Raw genomic sequence first — 14,714 nt, 5'->3', positions numbered from 1 at the left:
TTTTTATACTAATGAACAATGAATATTTTCAATTCAGAAATACATACTTTTTCGTAGGGAATCCAACGATTCTATGGATCACCATACTTGGCTTGGTGTTGTTAGGATTTGTTTTGTTTTATTTGATTAAGAAATACATAAAGCAGAGAAAATGAGGCCAGGTATTTTAATACATAGGAGTGCTGTAATGAAGAAAATCTTCAAAGAATTTGGTGTCCACTTTAGTGCGGCAACTATTCTTCTAGGCATTTCATTATTGTTCAATGATTATGATGTTGCGGATGAGGAACAACAATCTTTGATGGTTGTAATGATATGTGGAGCACTCATAACTATTGGAAGGTATCACTACTTGAAAAACAGAAAAGGCATTGTGATGATGATCGTAGGAGTTATTGTTTTAGGAATAGCGCTGTTTACCTTCTCTTTTTAGGAGTGATCATGTTGAGTAATGTATACAAAGTCTTGAAGACTGATGCAGAATTTCTTACTGCTGCTTTAAAACAGTCACAGGTAGATATTCTGGAACGTCATGGTGATCTGGCAGGCTGTACAATTGATTGTGGTAATCCGGTCCAAAAATGGAGCCCAGTCAGTGTTAAAGTTGCGGATGCTTATTACATGAGAAATGAATTTGAATTTAGGATGGTTTTGGTATAAGCGTGTGTAAGAAATACCCCTCTATCTTAAGTGATAGGCGGGGTATTTTTCTTATTTAATTAATTTAGAAATGCATCCTTACTTAGTTTAATTGCATTGTGATTTTATTGAAGTAACTCTCTTGCTTCGTTTAGGGTGTAGTTTGATGGTGGACTAGATTCTTTTAAATTCATATCTAATTGTTGATTTGGCATTATATCTCCTTAAAAGACAGAATGTCCTCCAACTCTATTATGCGTATGATAATGGGCGTAGTAAAAATTACCTGGAACCTGATCGCAATTTAAATCTGGACCTTTATGTGTAACTTCCACCAGCTGTTCTTGCAACCACATAGGATTGCAGTAGAATGATGCTACCAGAGCATAAGATTCGGATTATCAGTGATGAGCGAGGGCATCAGTGGAGGGATCGTAAAAAGCCGGTGCTTGACTCGCAGGAATGGGATTTGATTGATCAGTTGCTTGCTTACTCGAAACGGTATCGGGAGGAGATAACAATCACTCAGTTTGAACCGGTTCAAGATATTAAGATCCAGGGAGTTGTAATGGCCATAGACAAAGAACTACGGCGGATCAAACTGCAAATGGAATATGACTATGATTGGATTAAGATTGACGATGTGATTCAGGTGACTTCATAAAAAATGCCCCGGAAGCTTTCACCGGGGCATAACTATTATTCCTCGAATAACTCATCCATTAAACTATCGATTTCTTCTTTCCGCGAGGCTGTAGCCTCAGTATCTATCCTGACCTTACCTTCTTCGAAAATAAGGGTGTCTCCAGGCTTAACCTCCGCCGGCAGTTCTGATCTAAGGACATCTTTGGTTTTACCATCAAATTCAATGACGGCATACTCACCCTCAAAGCGATCAATGATTCCTTTCTGCATTTACTTGACCCCCTTAGTCGATGTAAAAGTGATTTTATTGCCATCACTTATTGCAGTAATGGTTCCTTTTTGATCAGTTCGTAAAACTGAAGCATTCGCATTTTTTAACCTTGTAAGTATTCCGGAATCTGGATGCCCATAATTGTTTTTACCGACGCTTATTACTGCGTACTGTGGTTTAACGGCGTCGATAAATGCTTTACTGGTTGAACTCTTGGAGCCGTGATGACCGACTTTTAATACATCAGCTTTTAAATTCATGCCATCGGCTAACATATCGTTCTCTGAAGCTTTTTCAGCATCACCAGTAAAGAGGAAGGACTTGTTCTTATAGGTGACCTTTAAGACAGCACTCCAGTCGTTAAGATTATCCCCATACGTTCTAATAGGAGCCAAGAACTTCGCCTCAACACCAGTTAAAGGAATAGTAACGCCTTTAGTCACTGCTTTGATGGTACGTCCCTCATTCTTCACAGCGGTCAAAAAATCTTTGTATGTTTCAGTGGTATGTGACACTTTTGGAGCATAGACAGATTTAACATCCAGCGCTTTCAGAACATCATCTAACCCACCAATGTGATCTGCGTCAGGATGAGTAGCAACCAGGGCATCAAGTGTCTTTACACCAAGGGCATTCAGGTACTTTACTACATTCTTACCCTGATCGTTATTACCTCCGTCAATGAGGACATATTGATTATTCGGAGTCCGGATTAAGGTTGAGTCACCTTGTCCAACATCGAAAAAGTAGACCTGAAGAGTGCCCACATTCTGCTTCTTTGGTAGAAGCAAAGTTGGAGCTGGTGTAGCAGTAGGCTTTGCTGTTGGTTTTTCGGTAGGTTTAATAGCTGGTTTAGCAGTGGCAGCTGGTTTTGAATTTGAACTTCCACCATTATGGTAATGGTATTCTCCGTCTTCCAGTCCCCACTTTGCGCAATTTGTGCGGCAATAATGACCTCCTTTTGCATCTGTGCGTCCTGGATGTGCCTCAGCAAGGACAGGCATCAGCAATAAAACAAGTGACATGAAGATCGGAACTATAATTCTTTTCATAAAAAATAAATACCCCCAATGTATGATTCTGGGAGTAGTCTATCAGAATAAGGAAATATATTCTACTTCATTTCGTAACTATTCACTTACTTTTGTTTATGTTTTCACTTATCCCTTATTAAGCTAACGGGCAGTTTAGCGTAGTAGTTAGGTTGATTTTGTTATGGTGAAATAAGTAAAAACGTATAGTGACGGGGGAGAAGACTTGGCTGATAAAGAATTGTACGTATATCACATTGTTACTAAGAAAAAAATGTCTCTAGGACAGGTGATATACTTTGATGACAACCAAAAAAACACTCTGTATCACTTCTTTTTTGAGAAGGAACGTTTGAATTCCAAAGGCGAAGACTTTATTCAGATTCTATACGGTCATTATACTGATGAAGGCTTGAAGATGAACAAAGAAAATGCCGAAATATCGATTAGTTATGTAGGGCAGACAATTAGAGCTATCAGAGAAGTTATAGTTGAAATGGTTAGACTACAAGAATATCCTGAATACCCTTCAAGATTGTCCTGTTTATACGCTGCTAAAAGCTATGAAGACGCATTGAAATGGAAAAATATATTTGATTCATACAATCGAATAGTTTTACAACTTGTTAAACTGCGGGTTGTAGGAAGTTTCTTTGAGGGCGATGGAAACCTTTTACCGAAAGAAGATGGGGTTCCCTTTTCCTTAAAAATAAAACAGGCTAGGACGTATTGGAAGGGAAATGTTAAAAATGAACTTCCTGAGCTTTTGATTAATGGAAAAATCGAGGTAGTTGAAATTCTTGAAGATTTCTCCGTTTAATTTACAAGCGTTGCTGAAAGCTGACCAATTTTTTAAAGTATGTATGGGTAATATCATTGAGCTAACGGGACACAGATAGTTCAGTGAACTAAGAAAATGAGGAGAGAATTTTAAATGGGACAAGGATACATTTTAGTGAATAAAAGCAAAGGAGAAATAATAAGCTTTGCCCATCTTTCAGCAAGTAAAGCAAAGGAATTGACCGGAAATCCCGTAACAGCAGCTATGACGACCTGGTACCTTTTGAGTAATATAGGTGATCAAATTAGTTTTTTTGAAGAGGAAAATGTATTGGACGATTATCACGATGTAACCGATCTGCTCATTGACGATTTGATTAAAAGAAAGCTTATAAAAGACGACGGGATTGAGGTATTTGACCCAAATGAACCTGAGATATTCATTCGGCGGCTGAGGAACACGTGGATGGATTGTGAAGCTAACGAGGAAATATAGTGGAATATCTGCTGCTTCTTCAGCCGTTTTTTATTTGTTCAACTAATGGGCAGTTTAGTTGTAATCAAAAATACATAAAAAAGGAATTTATTCACTCTGAATATCAATAAAAGTAACAATATGGAGGAAATAATCATGCTTATTGAACCTTCAACTGAGTATAAGAATGAATACATTGAGATGATTGAAGAGTGGAGAGATACGGGAGAACATTTAGTTCCTTTTGTTCTTCGTTATGATCACACTGACTTTGAGTCCTTTCTCGAACAGATTGACAATTTAAAGAAGGGTGTTGACTTAAAGGTGGATACAGTAAGTAGTTCAACATATTGGTTTATCAGTCAGGAACGGAAGGTCATTGGGGCAGTTAATATGAGACATTCACTAAATGATCGTTTATTGCAAATGGGTGGACATATTGGTTTTGGTGTTAGACCAAGCATGCGGTTGAAAGGATATGCGACTGAGTTATTAAGACAATCACTCATTAAAGCGAGGGAAATGAATCACTCAAGAGTGCTTATTACCTGTGATAAAGATAATCATGGCTCAGCAAAAACCATCGTTAACAACGGTGGTATACTTGATTCAGTAGATGTTGTTACTGGAACAGAAATCCAGAGATATTGGATCGAAATTAAGTAGTCTGCGACTTAGCTAACGGAACACGATAGCTCAATTTCAAAAAGGGTTGCCGCGTGGCAGCCCTTTTCCGCAAACGGGCAGCAGTATAATGCCAATACACTGGAACTCGTTTAACATATCGAATAGAGAAAACGAAAAGGAGGTTACTCATTGAAAGTTGAGACTTTGTACGTAAATTATATAATTGACGGAAAACCCAAAGTAATACCGACAAAAATGTTTTATGAAGAATTATCTGATGGCGAGATGCGGAACATTCGTTTCGAAGTCCAATTGAATAATATTTGTATTCAATCTAAGTCAACCGACTCGACTGAATACGCAATCAAATATTTACAGAAAGAAATCTCCGATAATATCGTAATCGCCTGTTGTCAATCTTGTCGACATGGGAATTATAACCCGTTTGGTGATAACGAAAATCAAATATTCTGCTTCGAGGATTTGAATCCTTCCGATAAAGATGAAGTGGTTAAAATCTTCATAACATGGGATAGATCTTTTGAAACAAGAAGCCGCAAACTTCTTGATTTTTGTAGAGATTTCAAACCCGTTTCTCATAATGAAAAATACACCTACAACGATTGGGGATTAGAAAACTTATAACTGAGAGAGGATTCTGGAAAATACAACTGCAGTTGTTAGGAACGTATTTTAACGCAAAGTTTTTGAACTAACGGGCAACTATAGTTAAACGAAACAAGGAACAGTTTGCCTCGGCAGTGTTCCTTGTTTTTATTAAGCTAACGGGCAGATTAACGCAACAATTCAATCGCTCCTGTCGTCTTTACCTAGTAATAAATCGATAAAAGGAAGATCTTGAAGGCGAGTGGGACGTGCGGTTGCGCACATCGGTTTTTCGAAGATAAAGAGAGGAAGAGCTGAACATGAATGTGGAAGTGTATACGTTAAATGCGTTTCCGAAAGGGGAGCGTGGCGGTAATCCAGCAGGCGTTGTCTTGGAGGATGGCCTTTCTCTGGATGCTGCCGAAATGCAGCTCATAGCGAAGGAATTGGGCCTTTCGGAGACGGCCTTTATGGAAAAATCCCTGCTTGCGGATTACAAAATCCGCTATTTCACCCCCGCCAGCGAAGTTGATCTGTGCGGACACGCCACGATTGCTGCATTTGGACTAATGCATTCGCTGGGTTTGTCAAAGGAAGGGACCTCCTATTCGATAGAAACCAAGGCAGGGATTCTGGATGTCGATATTAGCTCCGAGGGTCTTGTTTATTTGTCACAGGCTTTACCTCAATTTCTTGAAAGGATATCCTGTGAGGAAATCGCCCCATCTTTGGGGATGGATGCCGAGGGTCTGGAAACCGGGTTGCCGATCCAGATTGTTTCGACGGGCCTGCGGGACATTATGATCCCGATCCGCAGCAGGAAGCTCTTGAATGAGGTTCAGCCAAATTTTGATGCCATAACCGCCATCAGCGAAAAATATGATGTGGTTGGATATCATCTGTTCACGATGGATACTCCAGACGATGCTGCTGCGGAATGCCGGAATTTTGCGCCGCTGTACGATATTCCCGAGGAGAGCGCGACAGGAACATCCAACGGTGCCCTGCTCAGCTATTTGTACCAACATGGCCAACGATCTTTGCGGGAGGTAGAGAATGTCATGTTCAGGCAAGGGTATTCGATGGATTGTCCTTCTGAAATCAAGGCAGGATTGCGCCTGAGCGAGAGCGGTGAAATCAATCAGGTTCGGGTTGGCGGTGCAGTGGCTGGCATTGAACGAAGACATATCATGATATAAGCGGAATCAAAAAGCCTGTTTGCAGCCACCGTACCATAGGGGGCAAATAGGCTTATTTTGCTACTGCGAGGCTAGATAGCAGAGGATGCTTGCGTAAGCAGACGGATTAACAGTTCTTCATCCAACCTGTCGTTTTCCTTGATTTTGATCATTTTGCGTTCCTCGAGGCCATCGAACAAGCCCCTCCCGAATGCTAGACCGTTTGCGTTGAAGATCGTGAACGACACGTAGTTTCATTGAACTAACGGGACACTATAGTTCAATAAATGAGAGGGCTGCCGAGAGGTAGCCCTTTGTTCAACTAACGGGCAGATTACTTTAATAAGTAATGTTAAAACGCAGGACAGCAAAAGGGGAATCTGCGGCTATCGCGAATAGATAATTAGTTAAACATCGCCGATCTAAGGAGCTTGAACAGGAATGAAAAAAATCCTCATTATTGGAATTGTAGCTAGTGGTAAAACGACATTGGCTAAACACTTATCCCAGAAATTCAGTCTACCCTGGTATGAACTTGACTCCATAGTCCATCATAAAACAGCTACGGGACGGTACAAACGTTCCGCAGAAGAACAATTCGAAGTTATAAAGGAGATCGATATTAAAGGAGCATGGATATTCGAAGGAACAGATAGAGATTCCTATCAATGTTTGTATCAAATGGCAGATACGATCATATTCCTTGATCCTCCTTTGTGGAAGCGAAGGATCAGAATCCTAACACGATTTATCAAGCAAAAACTTGGTATTGAAAAGTGCCACTATAAACCAGATATCATGATGTTGAAAATGATGTACAAATGGACGAGGGATTTTGAACAAAGTAGAAACAGTTTTGATGCCAAGTTGAAAAGATACAATGAGAAAGTGATCAGATTAAGAGATAGTAACAATCTGGATCTTACAAAAGGGACATGACTACGACGGGAAACGATAGTTGAATAACACATATTGTTGAGCAGCCTGCCGAAGTTTGCTCATTTTATTAAGCTAAGGGCAGTTTAACGTAATGACTCAGGCATTTTCATTGACTGTAAAAAGCTGAATAAGTATGATTGCTTAGTAATAGAAATATTTTGAAAGTGGTTTTTTTACATGTCGTTAGGCATCCATTTTATTAAATTGAGGTAACAGCAATGAGTTAGGAATTATAGTATTCGATCTAAATTCAATTACCAAGGAGAAATCATGGACCCAAAAATAAAACTTATGTTCCTGGACGAACATGCTGCTGAAGGTGCTGAGCGCTTTGGGATTAGCCCAAAAGATCTGACTTACATTGGAGGCTTTCAAAACTTTATTTATTCCTATAATCGCGATGAATCAAAATATATTCTCCGTTTTACTCCGAGCACACTTCGCACGTCGGAAGGACTTGCAGCTGAAATAGAATGGATTCGTTACCTTTCGGTGAATGGTTTGTCGGTCTCAGACCCGGTTCTATCGGTTACTGGAAAGGATTTTGAACGTATCCAAGGGACTTCGATGGATTTTTACGCAACCTCTTTCAACTATGCACCTGGCAGAAAAATCGGATATCCTGAATGCCTAGGCAATTCAATACTTTATGAACAATGTGGTCGCATAACAGGCCGTCTTCATGAACTGACCAAGCTGTATAAACCCATATCCACAAGACACACTTGGGAATTTAATGATTACCTCTTACGAGCGAAAGATTATTTACCGGCAGAGCTTCAACCAATTATTCATGCCCTTGATGAACTTAAAGCAAATCTGGCGAGTCTGCCTGTTACATCTGATAATTTTGGTTTAATTCACGGAGATATCAATGTAGGTAATTTCACGGTCAATGAATCAGGGCAAATAACGCTCTTCGACTTCGACGAGTGTCAGTACAGTTGGTATGTCGAGGACATTGCTATCCAGCTCTATTACTTGCTGTATGTATTCGGGGAAGATTCGCAGTCTGAACGTAAGGCGCAATACGAACTTTTCATTAAACATTTCGAGCTAGGCTACACTGAGGATGGCCGACAAATGCCTGACGGCTGGAAAAATCAGATGAAGCTTTTTCTTAAAATACGTGAAATTATCGTAGTCGTGGGTATGTACCGGAGTTGGGATTTAACTCAACCCGATGATTGGACCCGCGATTTCTTGCAAGATAGTAGAATGCGTATTACAAAAGGGATTTCGTTGATCGATGAGTTCTAGAACTCCTAAACTGATTTACTCATTAAGCTATCGGGACACGTTAGTTCAACGACAACAGCGGCAGTCTAAGACTTTATTTATCAAGTCTTGGTCCACCGCTATTTCTTTTAATTGATCAGTCTAAAAACTTATTTTTCAAAAGCTGACGATTCTTCAATTCAAAAACCTCGTTAAATTAACGACTCCAGTCTAATACTTTATTTTCACCGAACATCAGTAAGTGATATACGATGATAGTTTACATTTCTTACCTTTTTGAGATATACTAATGGTACCTTGAAAGATATTAATTTTCTTTACCGTTAACTATTTCGGTAAAGTTGGAGCTCGCTAGTTTCATATAGCAATATAAATAATGGGTAATATAGGAGACTTAAATACCACACGGGATTTGTGTGATGTATTTAGGTCTCTTTTTTATGCCCTAAAAAAGGAGAACTTATGGAGCATTATGAGTTTACAGAGAATCAAATCAAGGTAGTAGTTACCGAAAGACTCAAGCATTACAATGGGACAGCTACTGATGTGTGGGATTACCTAGAAAAAGAAAGATTTTTATTTCATGGAGTGATTCGCAATTGGTCAGGGGTTTTCTATCACGGATTCTATTATGTTTTTCATCATTTTCTAAATGATGATCAACCACAAGATGATTGTATTCCTCCAGATAGCGGAATCACATGGGATAAGCTGTTCAAAAGGGACACTGTAGCAGAGAAACTCTTTTCATTTATGGAGTCAAACAAATTTCGCATCTTTATACCGGAGCAAGCTGCCATCGATGCTTTTCTCGATGGTGATATGGACAGTAGTTTACAGAGTCCTAAGCACAAATTCCAAATCTACTGCTTCCAGGACCGATGCAGTCTGCTGGTAGAACTTTATCTGCAACAGACCATCCCACCCTATGGAGCACACTATGAATCAATCCAATATCCAGAGGATCGTTGTCAGCTTATTTTCGATTTAGATGTTCTTAATACAGACACTAAAAAAAATAAGAGAACACTTCCTGAAGGAGAGAACTTGGACGTTCTGGAAAAGGTGGATGAGGATTTACTGGCAGCTACGCGTGAGAAAGTTAAAAAAATCTATGATGAGCACACACTTATTGGTCTGCTGCACTCCGGAGGGATAGATTCGAGACTGACACTTCAGCTCATGCTTGAGCATGCTCTGAAGAATCCAGATCCGACAAAGAAAATATGGGTCATATCAGCCGATACACTGGTTGAAAATCCTGGCGTCTTAAAAATTATTCATGAACTGCGCGATACGCTAAGAGATGAACTGTTGGATAATTTCAAAGCAGAAAACTTAAAAGAGGTAGGGTTTACGTCTGAGGCTGCATACGGAGTAAAGCTACTATGGGGTATGGTGAGTCAGCGCCCAGAAGATGACATCAACCAACGGAGGAATTTTATCCAAGCGGTTGAGGAGCTGAAATTACGTCTTTCTAAAGCAACTACAGAACAATTGTTTAGAGATACAGTTGATCAGATCAAGCGAGAGTTCTGGAAGGCAGCTTACTCAACTAATCCACGTAAAGTAGGAATTGATCCAGAATTAATGAATTATCGATTTTGGCTTTCTTTAGGAAAACGGATTAGATCACTTTTCATCGGCTATTCTGCCGCAAAACCTTATGAGAAGCTGTTGGACAAAGCCTTTTCTTCGGAAGAAGGTAAAGAGTGGAACTGGGCTAATAAGAATAAAGGCAATAAGGATACGTCAAAGACAAAGAATCAATGGGAGCGAAAAGTACCGGAAGAGGTTGTAAGACTCTCTAATGAACCGTCAGGAGTGCGAAAACCAGAGGACTTAATAGAGGAATATGGATTTAGAGGGATTCAGTTTGGTAACTGGATGGAGGACGCAGCTGGTCGTTACCATGTTCTTAGTAGCGGAAATGCTTGGGCGGACTTGGCTGCTATTCTTCAGATTCCGCGCAAATCAATATCTTTATATGGAAAGTTAGGGTTAGCATTTGGGGCTAGAGGAAGTGGGAACGCGAGTGCTCATTTCGAACCTAAAGAGAATTTGATGAATTTAACAAAATTCAGAGGTGGAGGATCTCAGTGCCACGAATGGGCACATGCCTTGGACTTCAATCTCTATTCGTACTCTCATGATTATATGAATGGTAAGCAAATGGCCTTATCCGGAAATCAGCCAGGTAAATTCCTACCTGATAATATCAGTTATGCTTTTGCTAACTTGATGACTACGATGAAAGAGGGAAAGGGCTTGATGCGTTTTGAAGTACCTAATCCCTTACCCGTTAATAAAACAAATTATGTTCAAGGTATCAAAGATTACCTAGTAAGAAACAGTTACGACATTAACAAAACGATGTTAGATCTTAATAGTTGTAGTCGTTATCGAATTCATTCAAAAGATTGGAAAGAAATCGGAATCATGTACTGCAACATGCTCATACAAGAAGGAAGGGAAGTTCCAACCGAATATTTCATTCCTACTAACTATAGCTCTTTTTATCTGGACGCATGTGAACGGGGAGCTTACTGGAAGCGGGATCACGAATTATTTGCACGAGCCTTTGAATCTTGGATTAAGGATGAGTTAGAAGAACGTGGAATATCAAATTCCTATTTGGTTACAGGCACCCGTTTTGGAGGCCCATATCCAATGAACGATGAACGAAAGTCAATCAATGATGCTTTTCGAAAGTGGTGGAAAGTTCTCAGTGACTCTGAGATTCTCCATAATAAAGAGTTTTGGAATTAAAGTTGCTTTGACTATTTATCAAGGACATTAATTCTGGGAGGGAAAACTCAGTGGTGAATGAATCATTGAATCTTTTAAAAGCAATTATTGAGGATGAAAGAACTGAACTAAATAGAATAGGGTTGGAAACTGGACTAGATTCGGATGAGGTGCTAGAGAAGTCTAAAGACTTAGATAATTTGCTTAATCAATATAATAAATTGAAACGTACGGCTGAATAGCCGTGCGTTTTTTTTGTTGATGACTCTTTTAATGATCTTCTTATTTATAAGGATTAATAAATAAGTCTTATTTAGTTCTTATTATTTCTTCTCAATATTTGAGAGGGGGTAACTCAATATTTGAGAAGGGCTATCTCAGATTTTGAAAGAGGGTATCTCAGCCTTTGAGAAGCATAATAGCTTATAAAATTATGAGACACAGCCTTTCAAAATTTGAGAGGCGGGAATTCTATTGATATTCCGCCTCTCAAATTTTGAAATACGTTGATTCTCAATTATTGATAGGCGGCGTTTCAATGTTTCATAGGCAGTTTCTCAAAATTTGAGAGGCGGGAATGATGTGATTTTAAAGCAGAATTTGATAAATCCTGAACAACAAAACAGCTCCAATTATATTGTTTATACTTGGGGCAGTAGTAACTATCCATTAAGTGATCTTGACATCCGTGGGCATTAACACTCTGCACAAGCAAGATTACGTGCTAGAATATTATAAGCAGTGAGGGTGCTTTATGAAATTAATTCGCCGCGTTATTAAGTAGAACCGTACCATAGATGACAGGTCATCATTACGCTAACGGGCAGTATAGTGGAATATAGATTTGAGTTGTATAATCAAAACAGTATAAGCATTTTTATCAAATGGATAAATAAGGAGAAAATATGAACACTGAAGATTACAAAGGTAATGATGATTTACAACTGTATGATTCAGTCATAAAGAAATTCGTTATTGACCACCAAAACAAGACCGTTGAGTTTTACTTTCTTAAGGTAATTGAACGAGTAGACAGAAGTAAGCATAGCTTTACTTATAAAGTAAGGGAAGCAAGGCTAAAATTTTCAGGTGTGGTATATGCGAAACTACCATATTGGATGGAATTTGATGAATGGAGTGAATTTTACCGCTCCGCAGTTATCAAAACTTCAAGTATCCTACAAAGAGTTCCCGAACGAGCACAAAAACATAAAGAACTCCTACATATCTATTTGGGTATAGACAATGGTAATGAATATGTAGAACAAGATATAATCTGCGAAAGTTTTGCAATAGAATTGGAACCAGAAGAGTACATTTTGCATAATGATTTCGACTGGTTATATGTAGAATAATACTGATATGCATTCAACTAACGGGACACGATAGTGGAATAGCGGTTGCTTCGGCAGCCGTTTTTTATTTGTTCAACTAACGGGCAGGATAACGTAACAATTTCTTGTACACATAAAACAAATCCAACTGGGTAAATTATGGGTAGGTGATGATATGAATAGAAAATTTATGTCCATTCTGGTCCTTTCCATTGGTACTATACTATCCATTCAGTCAGCAAGTGCTGCTCCAGCGAATGGCGAAGCGTCTAAAGAAAAAGATTCGATTGAATGGGTCGCTTTATGGGGATTTCCTCAAACAAGAGAAGAACAACTGGAACGTATGTTAACAACAGAGTTGCAAAGAAGGACACTTCTAGCGCTACAAGAAAAAGGGTACTTGAAGACAGGAAAAGAATACGTTTACTGGTTTGACCCATTTCAAGTAACGGATATGAGAGAAGTCGAGGGTGGTTTTAAGGAATTAGATGTATTGGCAACGGTCCAAAGAGTTATAGAAAATAAAAGAGACAAGAAAAACAAGATGTATACAATCACATTCAATCATAATTACGAATCAGGATTTATCGTGACTAAGATAAGTGAGTTATAACGAGACACATAGTTTGAGCTAACGGGACACTATAGCTCAATAACACCAGGACGAAGCTCCGACATGAATCGGCAGCTTCGTTGTGCTAACTGGCAGGATTGCTAAACAAGTCCGTTCGTTGATAAAGACACCATTCTTGGGAAACCCTACACGAATAAACGCATGCGGGGGTGCTAATGATGGTTCTGAAGAAACTGGTCTTAATTTTGTTCTTAACAACAATATCGTTGTTAAATCCTATGAAAGCTTTTGCAAATATTGGATTGAATCAATTAAAAAGTGCAACGGATTTTAAGCTGTTTACCCCACACTACTCCTTAACGAGTTGGAAACTTGAAATCAAGGAACCGTATCCTTTTGATACTGACCGACTAATTACGAAGGTTAGACTCCACTACTTCGATAAATCGGGAAGCACGTATATGTTTGGGATTGAACAGCATAAAGCAATAGGATACAAAAGCAAGCGATCTGAAACAATAATCGATGTTCGTAGTAAGACAAGTGCGACCAGAGTTATAGAAGAGAATTTTAAATTTGATACGAGTGGTGAGATTGTTAAATTGAACGGAATTGAAGCAAGGTTTGATTATGGAACACTAGGGGGATGTTTGCGATGGGTGCAAGATGGTACTTATATTGAGATGGATAGTAGCCAATTGTCCAAGAAGGATATGATTGAGGTAGCCAAATCAGTAAAATGAATGGTAACTTTAGTTCAATAAACCAACAGGTCTAGGACTTTATTTTTTAGTTTAAGGCAAATGGTAGTTTTTTATATTGGAACCCTCAAAAAGAGTTCTTTTGGAATTCGCTAGTAAGCAGTATGAGTCTACTGCTATGTATCTACGTACTGCAAATGACAATGGATTAAACTTTGGGCAGAATAATTCAATCATTTATGCGGAAAATAATCCAAACATTTATGGGGGATTCTGTTCAATGTTACGGAGAGGCGTTTTGATTTTTTTGATCTTGTTAAGCGGCATTAATGTAATGAGTAAAGCCACAGCATCCACCAGTTCAGGGATCACATTAGTAGACGCTTTCCAGATCGGTCTTACAGAATCAAGAAAATGGGATGCTCAGGCGAATCTAATCTCAATCACGAGTGTTGGTGACACAAGCTCAACACCACCATCTACTCTTGGTATTGATGGCAAAAGAGAAGTTTGGAATTTGCTCTTTGGAAATGGTCAAAGAAATCAAATTTTAATCATTAACATAAAAAAAGGTAAGATTGCGATTATGCGAACTATACAAGAAGACATTCAAGACTTTGAAATTATTCCACAAAGTGATCTTATACTTGACTCACCTAATATGGTGCAGATTGCGATTAAAAACGATGTCAAACCAGGGGAAGGATGGGCTAAAGGATATCATTTCAACGTTATAAAAGACCATCAAGCCTTGTTTTTTGGAGTGATTGGGCAGAACAAGTACGGTATGATGACAAAACTGTATATGGACAAGACAGGGAAGGTTCTGGGTTCCGAAACGAAAAATGAAGGTCTGAAATAACTTTTCCTCCATGAACTCATTGAACTAACGGAGAACTATAGTTCAATAATGAGAGGGCTGCCGAG

At 38.9% G+C, this 14,714-nt stretch carries 18 protein-coding genes; 16 read left to right on the top strand and 2 right to left on the bottom strand.

The window, feature by feature from the left end; genetic code table 11:
- Positions 1–187: 187 nt before the first annotated feature.
- From MHB64_RS31265 to MHB64_RS31255, 3 genes are all read left to right on the top strand, one after another.
- A complete protein-coding gene (locus MHB64_RS31265) occupies positions 188–433 on the top strand; it encodes a hypothetical protein (RefSeq protein WP_341136234.1) in 246 nt (81 codons plus the stop codon).
- 11 nt (positions 434–444) lie between these two features.
- Positions 445–660, top strand: coding sequence for a hypothetical protein (locus tag MHB64_RS31260; RefSeq protein WP_341136233.1), 216 nt, complete (start codon positions 445–447; stop codon positions 658–660).
- Between the two features lie 349 nt (positions 661–1,009).
- The gene (locus tag MHB64_RS31255) at positions 1,010–1,303 is read left to right on the top strand and encodes a YolD-like family protein (protein WP_341136232.1); all 294 of its coding nucleotides are present in this window, start codon (positions 1,010–1,012) and stop codon (positions 1,301–1,303) included.
- Positions 1,304–1,338: 35 nt separating this feature from the next.
- Here the strand turns inward: MHB64_RS31255 and MHB64_RS31250 are convergent, their stop codons facing one another.
- Together MHB64_RS31250 and MHB64_RS31245 are read right to left on the bottom strand one after the other, a co-directional pair.
- Entirely contained in the window at positions 1,339–1,554 is a 216-nt protein-coding gene (locus tag MHB64_RS31250) for a DUF3006 domain-containing protein (protein WP_341136231.1), read from the bottom strand.
- The gene (locus tag MHB64_RS31245) at positions 1,555–2,607 is read right to left on the bottom strand and encodes an MBL fold metallo-hydrolase (RefSeq protein ID WP_341136230.1); all 1,053 of its coding nucleotides are present in this window, start codon (positions 2,605–2,607) and stop codon (positions 1,555–1,557) included.
- A 205-nt stretch (positions 2,608–2,812) separates the two neighbouring features.
- Between MHB64_RS31245 and MHB64_RS31240 the strand changes: the two genes are divergently transcribed.
- The 13 genes from MHB64_RS31240 to MHB64_RS31180 all read left to right on the top strand — a co-directional run bounded on the left by MHB64_RS31240 (position 2,813) and on the right by MHB64_RS31180 (position 14,649).
- Positions 2,813–3,406 (top strand): DUF2441 domain-containing protein, encoded by a 594-nt coding sequence (locus tag MHB64_RS31240; RefSeq protein WP_341136229.1) that lies wholly within the window; start codon positions 2,813–2,815, stop codon positions 3,404–3,406.
- Positions 3,407–3,520: 114 nt separating this feature from the next.
- Positions 3,521–3,862 (top strand): hypothetical protein, encoded by a 342-nt coding sequence (locus MHB64_RS31235; protein WP_341136228.1) that lies wholly within the window; start codon positions 3,521–3,523, stop codon positions 3,860–3,862.
- Positions 3,863–3,997: 135 nt separating this feature from the next.
- On the top strand, positions 3,998–4,507 hold the full coding sequence (locus tag MHB64_RS31230) for a GNAT family N-acetyltransferase (RefSeq protein ID WP_341136227.1): 510 nt from the start codon (positions 3,998–4,000) through the stop codon (positions 4,505–4,507).
- 150 nt (positions 4,508–4,657) lie between these two features.
- Entirely contained in the window at positions 4,658–5,113 is a 456-nt protein-coding gene (locus MHB64_RS31225) for a hypothetical protein (RefSeq protein ID WP_341136226.1), read from the top strand.
- A gap of 281 nt (positions 5,114–5,394) precedes the next feature.
- The gene (locus tag MHB64_RS31220) at positions 5,395–6,273 is read left to right on the top strand and encodes a PhzF family phenazine biosynthesis protein (protein WP_341136225.1); all 879 of its coding nucleotides are present in this window, start codon (positions 5,395–5,397) and stop codon (positions 6,271–6,273) included.
- A gap of 420 nt (positions 6,274–6,693) precedes the next feature.
- Positions 6,694–7,191 carry a EutP/PduV family microcompartment system protein gene (locus MHB64_RS31215; protein ID WP_341136224.1) on the top strand — a complete coding sequence of 166 codons (498 nt, stop codon included), beginning with the start codon at positions 6,694–6,696 and terminating at the stop codon, positions 7,189–7,191.
- Positions 7,192–7,461: 270 nt separating this feature from the next.
- Entirely contained in the window at positions 7,462–8,451 is a 990-nt protein-coding gene (locus tag MHB64_RS31210) for a phosphotransferase enzyme family protein (RefSeq protein WP_341136223.1), read from the top strand.
- Between the two features lie 441 nt (positions 8,452–8,892).
- A complete protein-coding gene (locus tag MHB64_RS31205; RefSeq protein WP_341136222.1) occupies positions 8,893–11,199 on the top strand; it encodes an LPD1 domain-containing protein in 2,307 nt (768 codons plus the stop codon).
- 53 nt (positions 11,200–11,252) lie between these two features.
- Positions 11,253–11,420 carry an aspartyl-phosphate phosphatase Spo0E family protein gene (locus tag MHB64_RS31200; protein ID WP_143766591.1) on the top strand — a complete coding sequence of 56 codons (168 nt, stop codon included), beginning with the start codon at positions 11,253–11,255 and terminating at the stop codon, positions 11,418–11,420.
- Positions 11,421–12,083: 663 nt separating this feature from the next.
- Positions 12,084–12,533 carry a hypothetical protein gene (locus MHB64_RS31195; protein WP_341136221.1) on the top strand — a complete coding sequence of 150 codons (450 nt, stop codon included), beginning with the start codon at positions 12,084–12,086 and terminating at the stop codon, positions 12,531–12,533.
- A 154-nt stretch (positions 12,534–12,687) separates the two neighbouring features.
- Positions 12,688–13,125, top strand: a complete 438-nt coding sequence (locus MHB64_RS31190) for a hypothetical protein (RefSeq protein ID WP_341136220.1) — start codon at positions 12,688–12,690, stop codon at positions 13,123–13,125.
- 176 nt (positions 13,126–13,301) lie between these two features.
- Positions 13,302–13,829, top strand: a complete 528-nt coding sequence (locus tag MHB64_RS31185; protein WP_341136219.1) for a DUF4367 domain-containing protein — start codon at positions 13,302–13,304, stop codon at positions 13,827–13,829.
- 136 nt (positions 13,830–13,965) lie between these two features.
- Positions 13,966–14,649: a hypothetical protein gene (locus tag MHB64_RS31180; RefSeq protein WP_341136218.1), complete on the top strand. Its 684-nt coding sequence runs from the start codon at positions 13,966–13,968 to the stop codon at positions 14,647–14,649.
- The last annotated feature ends 65 nt before the right edge of the window (positions 14,650–14,714 follow it).

This window comes from Paenibacillus sp. FSL K6-2859 (assembly GCF_038008265.1).
Taxonomy (GTDB): Bacteria; Bacillota; Bacilli; order Paenibacillales; family Paenibacillaceae; genus Paenibacillus_AQ; species Paenibacillus_AQ nitricinens.
The sequence above is the reverse complement of the archived record's forward strand: the minus strand, read 5'-3'. Positions and strand labels throughout refer to the sequence as shown.

Bases quoted from the DNA above. Each gene is read 5' to 3' on its own strand.
- MHB64_RS31190 (WP_341136220.1), top strand. From the start codon at position 12,688: ATGAATAGAAAATTTATGTCCATTCTGGTCCTTTCCATTGGTACTATA.
- MHB64_RS31185 (WP_341136219.1), top strand. From the start codon at position 13,302: ATGATGGTTCTGAAGAAACTGGTCTTAATTTTGTTCTTAACAACAATA.
- MHB64_RS31215 (WP_341136224.1), top strand. From the start codon at position 6,694: ATGAAAAAAATCCTCATTATTGGAATTGTAGCTAGTGGTAAAACGACA.
- MHB64_RS31265 (WP_341136234.1), top strand. From the start codon at position 188: ATGAAGAAAATCTTCAAAGAATTTGGTGTCCACTTTAGTGCGGCAACT.
- MHB64_RS31245 (WP_341136230.1), bottom strand. From the start codon at position 2,607: ATGAAAAGAATTATAGTTCCGATCTTCATGTCACTTGTTTTATTGCTG.
- MHB64_RS31180 (WP_341136218.1), top strand. From the start codon at position 13,966: ATGTATCTACGTACTGCAAATGACAATGGATTAAACTTTGGGCAGAAT.
- MHB64_RS31250 (WP_341136231.1), bottom strand. From the start codon at position 1,554: ATGCAGAAAGGAATCATTGATCGCTTTGAGGGTGAGTATGCCGTCATT.
- MHB64_RS31195 (WP_341136221.1), top strand. From the start codon at position 12,084: ATGAACACTGAAGATTACAAAGGTAATGATGATTTACAACTGTATGAT.
- MHB64_RS31230 (WP_341136227.1), top strand. From the start codon at position 3,998: ATGCTTATTGAACCTTCAACTGAGTATAAGAATGAATACATTGAGATG.
- MHB64_RS31220 (WP_341136225.1), top strand. From the start codon at position 5,395: ATGAATGTGGAAGTGTATACGTTAAATGCGTTTCCGAAAGGGGAGCGT.
- MHB64_RS31255 (WP_341136232.1), top strand. From the start codon at position 1,010: ATGATGCTACCAGAGCATAAGATTCGGATTATCAGTGATGAGCGAGGG.
- MHB64_RS31235 (WP_341136228.1), top strand. From the start codon at position 3,521: ATGGGACAAGGATACATTTTAGTGAATAAAAGCAAAGGAGAAATAATA.
- MHB64_RS31210 (WP_341136223.1), top strand. From the start codon at position 7,462: ATGGACCCAAAAATAAAACTTATGTTCCTGGACGAACATGCTGCTGAA.
- MHB64_RS31205 (WP_341136222.1), top strand. From the start codon at position 8,893: ATGGAGCATTATGAGTTTACAGAGAATCAAATCAAGGTAGTAGTTACC.